Origin of the sequence: Streptomyces narbonensis, assembly GCF_014649015.1 — a bacterium.
In the GTDB taxonomy this organism is placed as follows: Bacteria; Actinomycetota; Actinomycetes; order Streptomycetales; family Streptomycetaceae; genus Streptomyces; species Streptomyces narbonensis.
Window position 1 is genome coordinate 85,785 of sequence record NZ_BMSF01000004.1, and the last position, 14,284, is coordinate 100,068.

Sequence of the window (14,284 nt, forward strand, 5' to 3'; positions counted from 1 at the left end):
ATCACCCCCTGGTGATCGCTCATGCTCCCGCCAGGGAAGGCGCCTCCGTCCGGGGGCGGCGGATGACCAGGGCCATCAGGGCCGCCGCCGCGCAGAGCGCTCCGGAGGCGTACCAGACGACGTCGTACGAGCCGAAGAGGTCCCGGGCGACACCGCCCCCGAAGGCGACGAGGGCCGCGCCCACCTGGTGGGAGGCGAGGACCCAGCCGAAGACGATCGCCGAGTCCTCGCCGTAGTGCTCACGGCAGAGGGCGATCGTCGGCGGGACCGTGGCCACCCAGTCCAGGCCGTAGAAGACGATGAAGAAGAGCATCGGCGGGTGCACGGTGGGCGCGAGGAGCATCGGCAGGAAGAGCAGCGAGACGCCGCGCAGCGCGTAGTAGACCGCGAGGAGCCGGCGGGCCTCGAAGCGGTCGGTGAACCAGCCGGAGGCGATCGTGCCGACGACGTCGAAGACACCGATGACGGCCAGCAGTCCCGCGGCCGCCGTGACGGGCATCCCGTGGTCGTGGGCGGCGGGCACGAAGTGGGTCTTGACCAGGCCGTTCGTCGAGGCCCCACAGATCGCGAAGGTGCCGGCGAGCAGCCAGAAGGGGCCTGTGCGGGCCGCCTTGAGCAGGACGGTGACGGCCCGGCGCGCGGCGCCCGTGACGGGGGCGGGCTTCTCGGCGTACTCCCCGCCGTACGGGGCGAGGCCCGTGTCCGCCGGGTGGTCGCGGAGCAGCAGCCACACGAAGGGGACGACCGCGAGAGCGGCGAGCGACACGGTCACGGCGGCGGGGCGCCAGCCGTGGTGCTCGACCAGCCAGGAGAGGAGGGGGAGGAAGACGAGCTGTCCGGAGGCGCCGGCGGCGGTGAGGATGCCGGTGACGAGGCCGCGGCGGGCGACGAACCAGCGGTTGGTGACGGTCGCGGCGAAGGCGAGCGCCATCGAGCCGCTGCCGAGGCCGACGAGCACGCCCCAGTAGAGGACGAGCTGCCAGGCGGCCGTCATCCACACGGTGAGGACGGAGCCGACCGAGATGACCGTCAGCGCGAGGGCGACGACCCGGCGGATGCCGAAGCGGTCCATGAGCGCGGCGGCGAAGGGGGCCGTGAGCCCGTAGAGGGCGAGGTTCACCGAGACGGCGAAGCCGATCGTGCCGCGCGACCAGTCGAACTCCTCGTGCAGCGGCTCGATCAGCAGGCCCGGAAGCGAGGCGAAGGCCGCCGCGCCGATGATCGTGACGAAGGTGACCGCCGCGACGAACCAGGCACGGTGGACGCGGGGCGCGCGAGACGTGCGGCGGGCGGGGGGCTCGGGAGCGGGCGTCGCGGGAGCGGGACTCTCGGTTGTCTGGGCCATGCCATCGAGCATCCCGGCTCCCGCCCCCTACCGACCATTGGCCTGAACGACACCTTTCCAAAGGATCGGGACACCCAAAGGATCGGGACACCCAAAGGATCGGACACCCAAAGGATCGGGACACCGGCCCACCCGCAACGGCCTACACCCTCGGCAGCCTCCTGATCGGGCGTACGACCAGCAGCGCCGCCACGACGAGCACGGCGATGCCCGCGCCCGTGAGCAGCACCTCCTCCGTGCCGACGGCCGCCGCGACCGGGCCCGAGAGGGTGCGGCCGACGCCCATCATCAGGAGCGAGCCGGCCACGTCGTACGCGTGCATCCGGTTGAGGGCCTCATGCGGGACATGGGTCTGTACGGCGGTGGACCACATGACCAGCCAGAAGGCGAAGGCCGCGCCGCCGATGAACTGGCCCGCGCCGAGCAGCCCCACGGGGGCGCCCGTACCGAGCAGGAGGAGGTTCACGGGGAGGCCGAGGAGGGCCACCGCGCCCGCCGCGAGGGGGCGTCGGGGGCGCAGCCGGAGGGCGAGGAGGCCGCCGGCGGCGCTGCCCGCGCCGTTGACGGCCATGAGGACGCCGTACGCGGCGGAGCCGTGCTCCCCGGTGACCAGGCTCGCGGTGAGCGGGACCATCGGGCCCGCGACGGTCAGCCCGTACACGGTCCAGATGGAGATGACCCCCCACAGCCAGCTGCGCGCGCGGAACTCGCGCCAGCCGCCGGCGAGTTCGGCGCCGAGGGAGTCGCGGCGGGCCGTGTCGGACGGGATGGGGACGAGCCGCACGAGGGTGAGGCAGAGGGCGCTGACGGCGAAGGTCGCGCCGTTGACGGCGAAGGCCGCGCCCGCGTTCCACACGGCGACGAGCAGGCCCGCCGCGGCGGGTCCCGCCATGATCATGAGGGCTTCGACGACCCGCAGGACGGCGTTGGCACGCTGCACGTCGGGGGCGATGCGCGGGATCGTGGAGGCGACCCCGGGCTGGAAGAGGGCGGCGCCCATGCCGCTGAGGACGGACAGGGCGTAGACGGCCCACAGGGGCGGGCTGCCGAGGGTGAAGGAGGCGGCGAGGACGGCGGCGCCGGGGAGCCGGAGCAGGTCCGCGAGGATCATCATGCGGCGGGCGGTGAAGCGGTCGGCGAGGACGCCGCCGAAGAGCACGAAGAGCGCGAAGGCGGCGGTCCAGCCGCCGAGTGCGTAGCCGACGGTGGAGCCGGGGTGGCCGGCGCCGAGGAGTCCGGCGGCATAGGCGACCGGGACCATGCCCTCGCCGAAGACGGCCACCGCGCGGGCGACGAAGAAGAGCCGGAAGTTACGGTTCCACAGTGCGGGCGGCCCGGCCGGTGCGGAACCCGGTGCGGGAATCCGTTCGGCGGCCTCAGACTTGTACGTGTTGTCCGTCACGGACACGAAGAGGTACCAGCCAACTGGTCTGGACCACCACTGATTTTCCCGCCCACGCGCTTCCGAAGGAGCCCCCACCGTGCCGAGGCCGCCCCACCGCGTCGCCGTCCTCGCCCTGCCCGGGCTCCTCCCCTTCGAGCTGGGCATCCCGCACCGCATCTTCGGCCGCGCCCGGGACCCCGAGGGCACGCTCCTGTACGAGATCGTCACCTGCGCCCCGGTCGCCGGCCCCGTCCCCACCGACGCCGACTTCTCCGTGCACGTGGAGCACGGCCCCGAGATCCTCGCCACCGCCGACACGGTCGTCGTCCCCGCCTCGTACGAGCTCGGCCCGGTCTACGAGGAGGGCAGGCTCACCGAGGAGCTCGCCGCCGCCCTCGCGCACATCCGGCCCGGCACCCGGCTCGTCTCCATCTGCACCGGCGGGTACGTGCTCGCCGCCGCCGGGTTCCTCGACGGGCGCCCGGCCACCACCCACTGGTCCTCCGCCGCGCACTTCCAGCGGCTCTTCCCCAGCGTGCGGGTCGACGCCGACGTGCTCTTCGTCGACGACGGCGACGTCCTCACCTCGGCGGGCGTGGCCGCCGGCATCGACCTGTGCCTGCACATCGTGCGCCGCGACCACGGCACGGCCGTCGCCAACGACGTCGCCCGAAGGACCGTCGTACCGCCGCACCGGGACGGCGGACAGGCCCAGTACATCGAGCGGCCCCTTCCCGAGGCCGGCACGCACACCACGACCACGGCCAGGGCGTGGGCGCTCGCCCACCTCCACGAGCCGATCCAGCTGCGGGACCTGGCCGGGAAGGAGGCGATGAGCGTACGGACGTTCACCCGCCGCTTCCGCGACGAGGTCGGGATCAGCCCCGGGCAGTGGCTCACCCAGCAGCGCGTCGAGCGCGCCCGGCACCTCCTGGAGTCCACCGGCCTGCCCGTCGACCGGGTCGCGCAGGACGCGGGCTTCGGCACGGCCCAGTCGCTGCGGGTGCACCTGATGAGCGCGATAGGGGTGACGCCGACGTCCTACCGGCGCACCTTCCGCACCGCCTCGTCGCCGGAGTCGTCGGAGGCCTCGGAGGCCTCGGAGGCCTCGGAGTCGCCGGAGGCCTCGAAGTCGTCGGAGGCCTCGGAGGCCTCGGGGGCGGCGCAGGATCCCTCGAAAGCCTCCTCCTGACTCTCCTGGCCCTCCGGGCCCGGGCGGGCCGACCGCCGCTCCCCCACCGCGCCGACGACCGTGAGCAGCACGGTCAGGCCGACCCCGCAGAGGATCGCCGTCGAGGGGGCCACCACCTTGAGGAGGGCGCCCGCGAGGGTGCCGCTCGCCGCGTAACCGGCGCCGACGGCCGCGTACATGACCGAGTACCCGGCGGCGAGCGCGGACGGCGGGAGGATCTCCCGCAGCGCGAGGTTCCGGGTGAGCATCGCGGGGGCCATGAGCAGGCCGGAGGCGGCCAGGGTGAGCGCGATGCCGGCCGTCCAGGGCAGCAGCGCGACGAGCGCGACCCCGGCGGACACGGCGAGGACCAGGACGACGGACTGGACGGGGAGCGGACCGGGCCAGCGGCCGCCCCGCAGGCCGTAGACGAACGCGCCGACGGCCGAGCCGATCGAGAAGCCGGCGAGGAGCGGACCCGCCCAGCCGATGGCGATCCCGCGCTGTTCGAGCAGGGCGGGCAGGATCAGTTCGGCGAGCGCGAGCAGGGTCAGGGCGCCGGCCCCGAGGACGTACACGGGCCAGGCCCGCAGGAGTGCCCGCCGCACCGAGGCGCCCTCGCCCGGCGGCTCGGCCGACCAGCCGGCCGGCAGCAGCCACAGCCCCGCCACGGAGAGCGCCATCAGGACGGCCTGGAGGAGCAACGGTACGGCGGGGTCGACGCCGAGCGCGAGACCGGTGGCGAGCGCGGGCGCCGCCGCCCAGATCCCGAAGGTCAGCACCGACTCCAGGCTCATCGCCTGGGTCACGGCCCGCTCGGGGACCAGGCTCGTCAGGAGCGCGCGCAGCCCGCCGGGGACGGCGGCGGGTCCGGCGCCCGCGAGGAGAGCGAAGGCGGCGAGGACGGCGGGGTGCGCGCCGGGCGCGAGCCCGAGGCCGGCGAAGCCGGCGGCCCCGACGGCGAGTCCGGCGGCGAGCTGCGGCCGGGCTCGCTCGGCGTTCATGCGCATGCCGAGGACGGGGGCGGCGACGATCTCCCCGATGACGTACGCGGCGGCGAGGAGAGCCCCGACGGTGTAGCCGCCGGGCCGCTCGCGCACGAGGAAGACGAGCGCGAGCGGCGCCATGGCGACGGGCAGCCGCCCGGCGGCGGTGACGGCGCACCAGGCGAGGACGGGGCGGGTGGCGAGCTCGCGGTAGGACATGGCCATGACCGTAGCCCTCAGGCGGTCCTGACACCCAGGAAAGTTACCGGCGGCCCGGTGCACCTCAGAACCGGCGGCCCGGTGCACCTCAGAACCGGCGGCCCGGTGCGCCTCAGAACCGGCGGCCCGGTGCGCCTCAGAAGGTGAGCACCCCGCGCGCCACCTTCCCTCGCTCCGCGTCCTCGACGGCCCGCGCGAACTCCTCCACCGGGTACGTCCGTGTCACCAGCTCGTCGAGGAGGAGGGTGCCGGAGCGGTAGAGCTCGGCGTAGAGAGCGAGGTCCTTCTGCGGGCGGGAGGAGCCGTACCGGCAGCCCAGGATCGACTTGTCGAGGAACATCGCGGCGGGCAGGAAGCTCGCCTCCGCCTTCGGCGCGGTCATCCCGAGGAGGATCGCCTGGCCGTGCCGGTCGAGGAGGTCGATCGCGGTGCGGACGAGCCCGGTGTGGCCGACGCACTCGAAGACGTGGTCGGCGCCGGTCGGGAGGATCTCGCGCACCCCGTCCGTCGAGGTCAGGAAGTGCGTCGCCCCGAACTGCCGGGCCACCCCCTCCTTCGCCGGGTTCGTGTCCACCGCGACGATCGTCGGCGCGCCCGCGATCCTCGCGCCCTGGATGACGTTGAGGCCGATGCCGCCGGTGCCGATGACGACGACGGTCTCGCCCCGGCCGACCTTCGCCCGGTTGAGCACGGCGCCGACGCCGGTGAGGACGCCGCAGCCCATGAGGGCGGCGGAGGTCAGCGGGATGTCCTTCGGGATCTTCACGGCCTGGACGGCCTTGACGACGGTCCGCTCGGCGAAGGAGGAATTGGACGCGAACTGGAACAGCGCCTGTCCGGTCGAGGCGCGCGAGAACGGCTGCCCCGGCATCCCGATCGCCTTGCGGCACATGGTGGGCCGGCCGCTGTCGCAGTCGGCGCAGGCGCCGCAGTTCGCGAGGGTGGAGAGGGCGACATGGTCACCGGGGACGACGTGCGTGACGCCGGGGCCTACGGCCTCGACGACTCCGGCGCCCTCGTGGCCGAGGACGACGGGCGGCGGGAAGGGGATCGTCCCGTCGACCACGGACAGGTCGCTGTGGCAGAGCCCGGCGGCGGCGATCCCGACCAGCACCTCGCCGGGGCCGGGGTCCCGCACCTCCAGGTCGTCGACGACCTGGACGGACTTCCCGTCGAACACGACACCCCTCATGACCCGCTCCTCTTGTCCGTGTTGGGGCGCTCGCCGGCCGCCGCCGCCCTGGCCATCTCCTCAAGGCGCTCCAGCATCGGCATGGGGTCCGTCCCCACCGTCCCCGGCAGGAAGTCCGCTATCCGCTCCGGGGTCCAGCCACCACCCTCCGCGTACCCGGCGCGGAGCTCCCTCGGCTGCGCCCAGACGGCGATCTTCGGGCCGGCGATCGTGTACACCTGGCCGGTGATCTTCTCGGCCCTGGCCCGCTCCGAGAGCAGGTAGACGACGAGCGCGGCCACGTCCTCCGGCTCCCCGATCTCCTTCAGCTCCATGGGGACGTTCGCGGACATCCGGGTCCTGGCCACGGGCGCGACCGCGTTCGCGGTGACCCCGTACTTGTGGAGCCCGAGGGCGGCGCTCCGGACGAGGGAGATGATCCCGCCCTTCGCCGCCGAGTAGTTGGCCTGCGCGACCGAGCCCTGGTGGTTGCCGCTGGTGAATCCGATCAGGGTGCCCGTGCCCTGCTTGCGCATCACGGCCGAGGCCGCGCGGAAGACGGTGAAGGTGCCCTTCAGGTGGGTGGCGACGACCGGGTCCCACTCCTCCTCGGCCATGTTGAAGAGCATCCGCTCGCGCAGGATGCCGGCCACGCACACGACGCCGTCGATCCGCCCGTACTCGGCGAGCGCGATGTCCACCACGCGCTGCCCGCCCGCCATCGTCGAGATGTCGTCGGCGACGGCGACGGCCGTGCCGCCGGCGGCCTCGATCTCCTTCACGACGGAGAGGGCGATCTCCGAGGTCGGTTCGCCGCCCTCGATCGACACCCCGTAGTCGTTCACGACGACCTTCGCGCCCTCCGCCGCGCACGCGAGGGCGACGGCGCGGCCGATGCCCCGCCCCGCGCCCGTCACGGCGACGACCTTGCCAGCCAAGAAGTTCCCCATGCCCGGCCCCTCCCGCAGTTTCTGACGGTCCGTTAGATTCATTCGTCGTCAGGATTCTACGGTCCGTCAGATACCCGAGAACAAGACCCCGGAGGCCCCGATGTCTCTGCCCGCCGCATTTCACGAGATCGCCAAGCGCGTCAACAACTGGGGCCGCTGGGGCCAGGACGACGAGATCGGCACCCTCAACCTCGTCACCGACGAGGTCGTACGGGAGGCCGTCGCGACCGTACGCACCGGCCGGCGCGTACCCCTCGCCGTCGACCTCAAGCAGGACGGCGTCCAGACCGGCATGATCCCCGGCCGCGTCAACCCGCTCCACGTGATGGTCCAGGTCAACCAGGAGCTGTTCGGCCCCGGCACGGTCGCCACCAGCGACGACGCCGTGACCCTCGGCCTCCAGGCCGGCACCCACTGGGACGCCCTGACGCACGCCTCGCACTCGGGCCGGATCTACAACGGCCGGCCCGCCGGCACGATCACCGCGCACGGCCGCGCCGAGTTCAGCGGCATCCACACCGCCCGCCAGGTCGTCTCGCGGGGCGTCCTGCTCGACGTGGCCGCCGCCAAGAGCCTCGACCGGCTGCCCGGCGACCACGCCGTCACCCCCGAAGACCTCGACGAGGCAGCCGAGTTCGGCAGGGTCACCGTCCGGTCCGGCGACATCGTCCTCGTACGGACGGGACAGATGCAGGTGTACCTGGCCGGGGACAAGCACGGGTACGCCTTCCCGTCCCCCGGCCTCTCGGTCCGTACGCCGGAGTGGTTCCACGCCCGGGACGTCGCGGCCGTCGCCAACGACACGCTCACCTTCGAGATCTTCCCGCCGGAGATCGACGACCTCTGGCTGCCCGTCCACGCCCTCGACCTCGTCGAGATGGGGATGCTCCAGGGGCAGAACTGGAATCTGGAGGAACTGTCCACAGCCTGTGCACAGGAGCGGCGTTACGCCTTCCTGCTCTCCGCGATGCCGGAGCCCTTCGTCGGCGGCACGGGCACACCGGTGGCACCGGTCGCGATCCTCTGAGGTCGGAATCCCCGAGGTCGCGGCCCTCCGAGACCTGTCTCAGCCGGTGGCGGCGCGCTCGCACGCGCCCCGAGCACGGTGCGGGCGCCGCCACCCGGCCACGACCCGCACACGCCGAGGGCACACGGCCCTCGGCTCCCCTCGCCACGAATCGCTCACACCAGAGTGGGCAAAACGGAACGAACCGTCAACAGCGCACCCGGCCGGGCGCCACCGCGCCCGGGCCGCTCGCGGGAGTCACCGGGGCCCGGTCCACCTCGCACCAGATGCTCTTCCCGGCACCCTCGCGCTGCCAGCCCCACCGGTCCGCGAGGCCGTCCACCAGTTCCAGACCGCGCCCGTTGGTGTCCTCGCCCTCCGCGTGCCGGGGCTGCGGCGGGCGGTCGCTCGCGTCCGCGACCTCGACCCGCACGCCGCCCTCCGCCGCGAACAGCATCCGCAGCACCGCGGGGCAGCCCGTGTGCACGACGGCGTTGGTCACGAGCTCGGAGATGAGCAGCACCAGCGTCTCCGCCAGCGGCTCGTCGTCCCCTATGCCCGAACCGGCGAGCCGCGAACGCGCCCACCTCCGGGCTCGCCCCACTTCCGCCGGGTCGGGCCCGACCTCCAACTGAACCTGAAGCACCTGCACCGCTCACACCATCCGAACCGGCGGACACACCTTCACGGAACGTGATTCCCTTGTGGGACAGCATGGTTGACGTACAGTCACCGCAACAAGCGCTTCGGGCATATTCCAGCGCGAAGGAGTACGAGTGGTCCATACTGTGCGACGCACTCTGCGGGTAGTCGAACGCCGGGTGCGAGCGGCGGGCATCCCCGGGCCCGGAGTCACCACGGGGGCGACACCGGGACGATCCGGGCCAACGAGCACTCGCATCCCACGGAGCGTACCGGAGCCGGAGACCGACTCCGGGCCGTGACGGCCCCGCCGAAGGACACAACCCGGTATCGACATTCCGTGACGTGGCGGACGCAGAGCGCTACAGGTGGGCCGCCACCACCTCCTCGGCCCGCGCGGCGGGCAGCCACATCTCGGACCGCACCCAGGCCCGCTTGAGGTGCAGGTGCACGTCCGCCTCCCACGTGAACCCCATGCCGCCGTGCACCTGGAGGCAGTCCCGGGCGTTCGCGGTGGCGGCCTCGTCCGCGAGGAGCTTGGCCCCGGCGATCTCGACGGGGTCGCCGGTCACGGCTGCGGCCCGCACGGCGGCCCGCGCGAGCTCGGCCCGCACGAGCATCCCGGCGCAGAGGTGCTTGACCGCCTGGAACCCCCCGATGACCTGCCCGAACTGCTCCCGCTCGCGGGCGTGGGCGACAGCCATGTCGGTGGTCCGCCCCGCACTCCCGACCTGCTCGGCGGCGGAGAGGAGAGCCGCGACGAGGTCGTCGCCCGTCACCGGGCCCCCCGTCGCGGGCCGCACCTCCCCTGCCGGGCCTGGGCTCCCCGCACCTACGGCGCCCACGAGGCCCGGCACCCGATGCAGCGGCGTCAGTGGATCCACCGATCGCACCGGTACGGCGCCCTCGGTCGAGCCCAGCACCACATCCGCCTCGTCCAGCCAAGGGACCAGCCCCTCCGAGGCGGAGGTCACCACCACCTCCCCCTCCGCCGCGCCCCGCAGGGCCCCCGCCGCCACATGTGTCGCGACCAGCGGCCCCGGCAGCAACACCCGGCCCGCCTCCTCGAAGAGGAGCACCGCCTCCGGGAGGCCGAGCCCCACCCCGCCCTCCTCCTCCGGCAGCCGCAGCGCGAAGAACCCGGCCGCGCCGAGCTCCCGCCACAGCTCCCGGTCCAGGGACGGCGCGTCCACGGCGGCCCGCAGCGCCTCCCGGTCGAAGAGCCGCGCGAGCAGCTCGCGCACCCCCTTGCGCAGCGCCCGCTGGTCTTCGGTGAGTCGGAAGTCCATGGCGGGGGTCACCGTCCCTTCGGGAGGCCGAGGATGCGCTCGGCGACGATGTTGCGCTGGATCTGGGAGGTGCCGGCGGCGATCGTGTACGAGAGCGAGGACAGCCGGTCGAGCGTCCAGTCGTGCCCGAGGTCGAGCGCGTCGGGGCCCAGGACCGTCGCGGCGGCCTCGTACAGCTCCTGGCGGGCGTGCGAGTAGTGCAGCTTGAAGACGGACCCGCCGGCGCCCGGCACCCCGCCGGTCGCCTGCGCCTCGCTGACGTTCGCCTGGGTGAGCCGCCACAGCGCCTGGAACTCGGCGGAGAGCCTGCCGAGCCGCCGCCGCAGGACGGGGTCGTCCCAGGTGCCGTTCTCCCGTGCCGTACGCGCGAGTTCGCCGAGGAGGCGGCGGCAGGCGACGACCTCCCCGACGAACGCGGTGCCGCGCTCGAAGGAGAGGGTCACCATGGTGACGCGCCAGCCGTCGTTCTCGTCGCCCACCCGGTTGCCGACGGGTATCCGCACCTCGTCGAGGAACATCTCGGCGAACTCGGTGGACCCGGCGAGGGTCCGCAGCGGCCGTACGGTGACGCCGGGGGCGTCCATGGGCATGGCGAGCCAGCTGATGCCCCGGTGTTTCGGCGCGGCGGGGTCCGTGCGGACGAGGAGTTCGCACCAGTCGGCGACCTCGGCGTGCGAGGTCCAGATCTTCTGCCCGCTGACGACGTACTCGTCGCCGTCCCGGACCGCCCGGGTGCGGAGCGAGGCGAGGTCGGAGCCGGCGTCGGGCTCGCTGAAGCCCTGGCACCAGACCTCGTCGCCGCGCAGGACCGGCGGCAGCCAGCGGTCCCGCTGCGCGGCGGTGCCCTCGGCGGCGATCGTCGGGCCGGCGTGCAGCAGCCCCACGAAGTTGGCGCCGACGTAGGGCGCTCCGGCGAGTTCCGTCTCCTCCAGGAAGATCAGCCGCTGGGTGGGTGAGGCGTCCCAGTGGACGTCGGCGTACCCGGCGTCGTGCAGCCTGCGCTGCCAGCCGCAGTCGTACGCGCGCCGGGCCGGCCAGTCGAGCGGGTCGGGCCGCGGCGGCAACGTGGGCAGGACGGCCGCGAGCCAGACCCTCAGCCGCGCCCGGAACTCCTCCTCCTCCGCGCTGTACGCGAGGTCCATCAGACGGCGCCCAGGTCGGGGCCTCGGTCGAAGTCCAGGTCGAGCATGCGGATGGCGTTGCCGCGCATGAGCTTGTAGACCGTCTCGTCGTCGAGGCCCTGGACGTGGTCGAGGGCGACCTCCTTGGTGTGCGGGAAGGTCGAGTCGACGTGCGGGTAGTCGGTCTCGAAGGTGGCGTTGTCGCGGCCCACCACGTCCAGCGAGGCGATCCCGTGCTTGTCGCGGAAGAAGCAGCAGAAGATCTGCCGGTAGTAGTAGGTGGACGGCGGCTCGGGGATGAGGTCGCGGACGCCGCCCCAGGCCCGGTGCTCCTCCCACACGTCGTCGGCGCGTTCGAGGGCGTACGGGATCCACCCCATCTGGCCCTCGCTGTAGGCGAGCTTCAGCCGCGGGAACTTCACGAGCACCCCGCTGAAGAGGAAGTCCATCATCGAGGCCATCGCGTTGTTGAAGCTCAGGGAGGCCTGGACGGCGGGCGGGGCGTCGGGGGAGGCGGCGGGCATCTGGCTGCTGGAGCCGATGTGCATGTTGACGACCGTGCCGGTCTCCTGGCAGACGGCGAAGAAGGGGTCCCAGTAGCCGGAGTGGATGGACGGGAGTCCGAGGTGGGTGGGGATCTCGGAGAAGGTGACGGCCTTGACGCCCCGGGCGGCGTTGCGCCGGATCTCGGCGACGGCCAGACGGATGTCCCAGAGCGGGATGATGCAGAGCGGGATGAGCCGGCCGCCGCTGTCGCCGCACCACTCCTCGACCATCCAGTCGTTGTAGGCGCGGACGCAGGCGAGGGCGACCTCCTTGTCGTGGGCCTCGGCGAAGGTCTGGCCGCAGAAGCGCGGGAAGGTGGGGAAGCAGAGGGAGGCCTCGACGTGGTTGAGGTCCATGTCCTTCAGGCGGGCGGCCGGGTCCCAGCAGCCGCGCCGCATCTCCTCCCTCGTGATGCCTTCGAGGGTCATGTCGTCGCGGTCGAAGCCGACGGCGGCGATGTTCCGCTTGTACGGGAACTTGAGGTCCTCGTAGATCCACCAGTCGGTCGGCGGGCCGTCCGGGTCCATCGTGATCTGGTACTTGCCGGCGACGTAGGCGAGCTCGCCGATACCGGCCGTGAGGGGCCTGGGGCCGCGGTCGCGGTACTTCTTCGGGAGCCAGGTGTCGAAGAGGTGGGCCGGCTCGATCACGTGGTCGTCGACGCTGATGATGCGGGGCAGTTCCGTCATGACCCCTCCATGTCTCTCATGGCGTTCCTGATGGCGTTTCTGATGACGTTTTCCGATGGCGTTTCTGATGGCGTTTCTGATGGCGTTTCTGATGACGATTTCTGATGGACCGTCAGATCTGACGGGATCAGGCTAGCCCCGCACCCCTGGACCGACAAGCGCCCGGCCTCTACGCTCACCGCACTATCTGACGGAACGTCAGCCAAGAGGAGTACGGTCATGGATACGGCCCTGGACCAGACCGCGCACGCCCTCGGCGAGTCCCGCACCCTCTGGGAGCTCGTCGAGCGCCGCGCCGCCCTCACCCCCGACCGGCCCGTCCTGCTCCAGGGCGACCGCGTCCTCACCTTCGGCGGCCTGCGCGAGCGCGCCGAGCGCTGCGCCGCCGGGCTGTACGGGATGGGGGTGCGGCCGGGCACGGTCGTCGCCTGGCAGCTGCCCACCCGCATCGAGACCGCGGTGCTCACCTTCGCGCTCGCCCGCCTCGGCGCCGTACAGACGCCGGTGATCCCCTTCTACCGGGACAAGGAGGTCGGCTTCGCCCTGCGCGAGTCCCGGGCGGAGTACTTCGCCGTCCCCGGCGTGTGGCGCGGATTCGACCACACGGAGATGGCCCGCCGGCTCGGCGCGCGCGGGATCTTCGAGGCGTACTCCCCCGAGAGCCTCCCCGACGGCGACCCGGCGGTGCTCCCCCCGCCGCCCTCCTCCGGGACCGACGTCCGCTGGATCTACTGGACCTCCGGCACGACCTCCGACCCCAAGGGCGTCCTGCACACCGACCGCTCGCTCCTCGCGGGCGGCTCCTGCCTCGCCCACGCCCTGCGGCTGACCGCCGAGGACGTCGGCTCGATGGCCTTCCCGTACGCGCACATCGCCGGGCCCGACTACACGGTGATGCTCCTGCTGTACGGATTCCCCGCCGTCATGTTCGAACAGTTCTCGCTGCCCGAGGCGCTCGACGAGTACCGCGCCCACGGCGTGACCGTCGCCGGCGGCTCGACCGCCTTCTACGCGATGTTCCTCGCCGAACAGCGCGCGCGGCCCGGCGAACCGGTCATCCCCACCCTGCGGCTGCTCGCGGGCGGCGGGGCGCCGAAGCCGCCGGAGATCTACCACGCGGTCCGCAAGGAGCTGGGCTGCCAGCTCACCCACGGGTACGGCATGACCGAGGTCCCGATGATCACGATGGGCGACCCGGACGACACCGCCGAGAACCTCGCGACCACCGAGGGCCGCCCGCCCGCCGGCATGGAGATCCGGATCACCGGCGACGGCACCGGCGACGGCGAGGTCCGGCTCCGCGGCGAGGCCGTCTGCCAGGGCTACCTGGACCCGGCGCAGACCGCCGCGGCCTTCGACGAGGACGGCTTCCTCATCACCGGGGACGTGGGTCGTCTGACCCCCAGCGGCCACCTCGTCCTGACGGGCCGGATCAAGGACATCATCATCCGGAAGGGAGAGAACATCTCGGCCAAGGAGATCGAGGACCTCCTCCACGGCCATCCGGACGTCGGCGACGCGGCCGTCATAGGCCTCCCGGACCCCGAGCGCGGCGAACGCGTCTGCGCGGTCGTCGAACAGCCCCCGGGCGCCGCCCCGCTGACCCTGCCGACGGTCACTGCCTTCCTCCGCGAGGCGGGCCTCTCCGTCCACAAACTCCCCGAACAGCTTGAGGTCGTGGCCGCCCTCCCGCGCAACGAGACCCTGCGCAAGGTGCTCAAGTACCAGCTCAGAGAGCGGTTCGGCGCTCGGTGACCCCCGCTCT

11 protein-coding genes and 1 pseudogene are annotated in these 14,284 nt (G+C 72.8%); 3 read left to right on the forward strand and 9 right to left on the reverse strand.

Going from position 1 to position 14,284, the window contains the following annotated elements; translation table 11 throughout:
* Positions 1–19: 19 nt before the first annotated feature.
* Both IE124_RS08840 and IE124_RS08845 read right to left on the reverse strand, forming a co-directional pair.
* Entirely contained in the window at positions 20–1,345 is a 1,326-nt protein-coding gene (locus IE124_RS08840; protein ID WP_229832294.1) for an MFS transporter, read from the reverse strand.
* A gap of 142 nt (positions 1,346–1,487) precedes the next feature.
* Complete coding sequence (locus IE124_RS08845) at positions 1,488–2,753, reverse strand: MFS transporter (protein WP_189506587.1); 1,266 nt, start codon at positions 2,751–2,753, stop codon at positions 1,488–1,490.
* 73 nt (positions 2,754–2,826) lie between these two features.
* Here IE124_RS08845 and IE124_RS08850 point away from each other — a divergent pair, with 73 nt between their 5' ends.
* Positions 2,827–3,921, forward strand: coding sequence for a GlxA family transcriptional regulator (locus IE124_RS08850; protein WP_189506589.1), 1,095 nt, complete (start codon positions 2,827–2,829; stop codon positions 3,919–3,921).
* 22 nt (positions 3,922–3,943) lie between these two features.
* Here the strand turns inward: IE124_RS08850 and IE124_RS08855 are convergent.
* The 3 genes and pseudogenes from IE124_RS08855 to IE124_RS08865 form a co-directional block, all read right to left on the reverse strand.
* Positions 3,944–5,105: pseudogene (locus IE124_RS08855) on the reverse strand (MFS transporter); the annotation flags it as partial.
* Positions 5,106–5,241: 136 nt separating this feature from the next.
* Positions 5,242–6,297: a Zn-dependent alcohol dehydrogenase gene (locus tag IE124_RS08860; RefSeq protein WP_189506591.1), complete on the reverse strand. Its 1,056-nt coding sequence runs from the start codon at positions 6,295–6,297 to the stop codon at positions 5,242–5,244.
* Positions 6,294–7,226 (reverse strand): SDR family NAD(P)-dependent oxidoreductase, encoded by a 933-nt coding sequence (locus IE124_RS08865; protein ID WP_189506593.1) that lies wholly within the window; start codon positions 7,224–7,226, stop codon positions 6,294–6,296. The genes IE124_RS08860 and IE124_RS08865 overlap by 4 nt, the downstream gene beginning before the upstream one ends.
* Before the next feature lie 100 nt (positions 7,227–7,326).
* Here IE124_RS08865 and IE124_RS08870 point away from each other — a divergent pair, with 100 nt between their 5' ends.
* Positions 7,327–8,253: a cyclase family protein gene (locus IE124_RS08870; protein WP_189506596.1), complete on the forward strand. Its 927-nt coding sequence runs from the start codon at positions 7,327–7,329 to the stop codon at positions 8,251–8,253.
* A gap of 187 nt (positions 8,254–8,440) precedes the next feature.
* Here IE124_RS08870 and IE124_RS08875 read toward each other — a convergent pair whose 3' ends face one another.
* From IE124_RS08875 to IE124_RS08890, 4 genes are all read right to left on the reverse strand, one after another.
* Entirely contained in the window at positions 8,441–8,884 is a 444-nt protein-coding gene (locus IE124_RS08875) for an ATP-binding protein (RefSeq protein WP_189506598.1), read from the reverse strand.
* A 352-nt stretch (positions 8,885–9,236) separates the two neighbouring features.
* Entirely contained in the window at positions 9,237–10,163 is a 927-nt protein-coding gene (locus IE124_RS08880; RefSeq protein WP_189506600.1) for an acyl-CoA dehydrogenase family protein, read from the reverse strand.
* 8 nt (positions 10,164–10,171) lie between these two features.
* On the reverse strand, positions 10,172–11,305 hold the full coding sequence (locus IE124_RS08885) for an acyl-CoA dehydrogenase (RefSeq protein ID WP_189506602.1): 1,134 nt from the start codon (positions 11,303–11,305) through the stop codon (positions 10,172–10,174).
* A complete protein-coding gene (locus tag IE124_RS08890; RefSeq protein WP_189506604.1) occupies positions 11,305–12,519 on the reverse strand; it encodes an amidohydrolase family protein in 1,215 nt (404 codons plus the stop codon). Before IE124_RS08890 ends, IE124_RS08885 begins: the two co-directional genes overlap by 1 nt.
* Positions 12,520–12,738: 219 nt before the next feature.
* Here IE124_RS08890 and IE124_RS08895 point away from each other — a divergent pair, with 219 nt between their 5' ends.
* Entirely contained in the window at positions 12,739–14,274 is a 1,536-nt protein-coding gene (locus tag IE124_RS08895; RefSeq protein WP_370468745.1) for a class I adenylate-forming enzyme family protein, read from the forward strand.
* Positions 14,275–14,284 lie beyond the last annotated feature (10 nt).

Coding starts and splice junctions, on each gene's coding strand:
- IE124_RS08840 (WP_229832294.1), bottom strand. CDS start 1,345: ATGGCCCAGACAACCGAGAGTCCCGCTCCCGCGACGCCCGCTCCCGAG.
- IE124_RS08860 (WP_189506591.1), bottom strand. CDS start 6,297: ATGAGGGGTGTCGTGTTCGACGGGAAGTCCGTCCAGGTCGTCGACGAC.
- IE124_RS08865 (WP_189506593.1), bottom strand. CDS start 7,226: ATGGGGAACTTCTTGGCTGGCAAGGTCGTCGCCGTGACGGGCGCGGGG.
- IE124_RS08870 (WP_189506596.1), top strand. CDS start 7,327: ATGTCTCTGCCCGCCGCATTTCACGAGATCGCCAAGCGCGTCAACAAC.
- IE124_RS08880 (WP_189506600.1), bottom strand. CDS start 10,163: ATGGACTTCCGACTCACCGAAGACCAGCGGGCGCTGCGCAAGGGGGTG.
- IE124_RS08885 (WP_189506602.1), bottom strand. CDS start 11,305: ATGGACCTCGCGTACAGCGCGGAGGAGGAGGAGTTCCGGGCGCGGCTG.
- IE124_RS08890 (WP_189506604.1), bottom strand. CDS start 12,519: ATGACGGAACTGCCCCGCATCATCAGCGTCGACGACCACGTGATCGAG.
- IE124_RS08895 (WP_370468745.1), top strand. CDS start 12,739: ATGGATACGGCCCTGGACCAGACCGCGCACGCCCTCGGCGAGTCCCGC.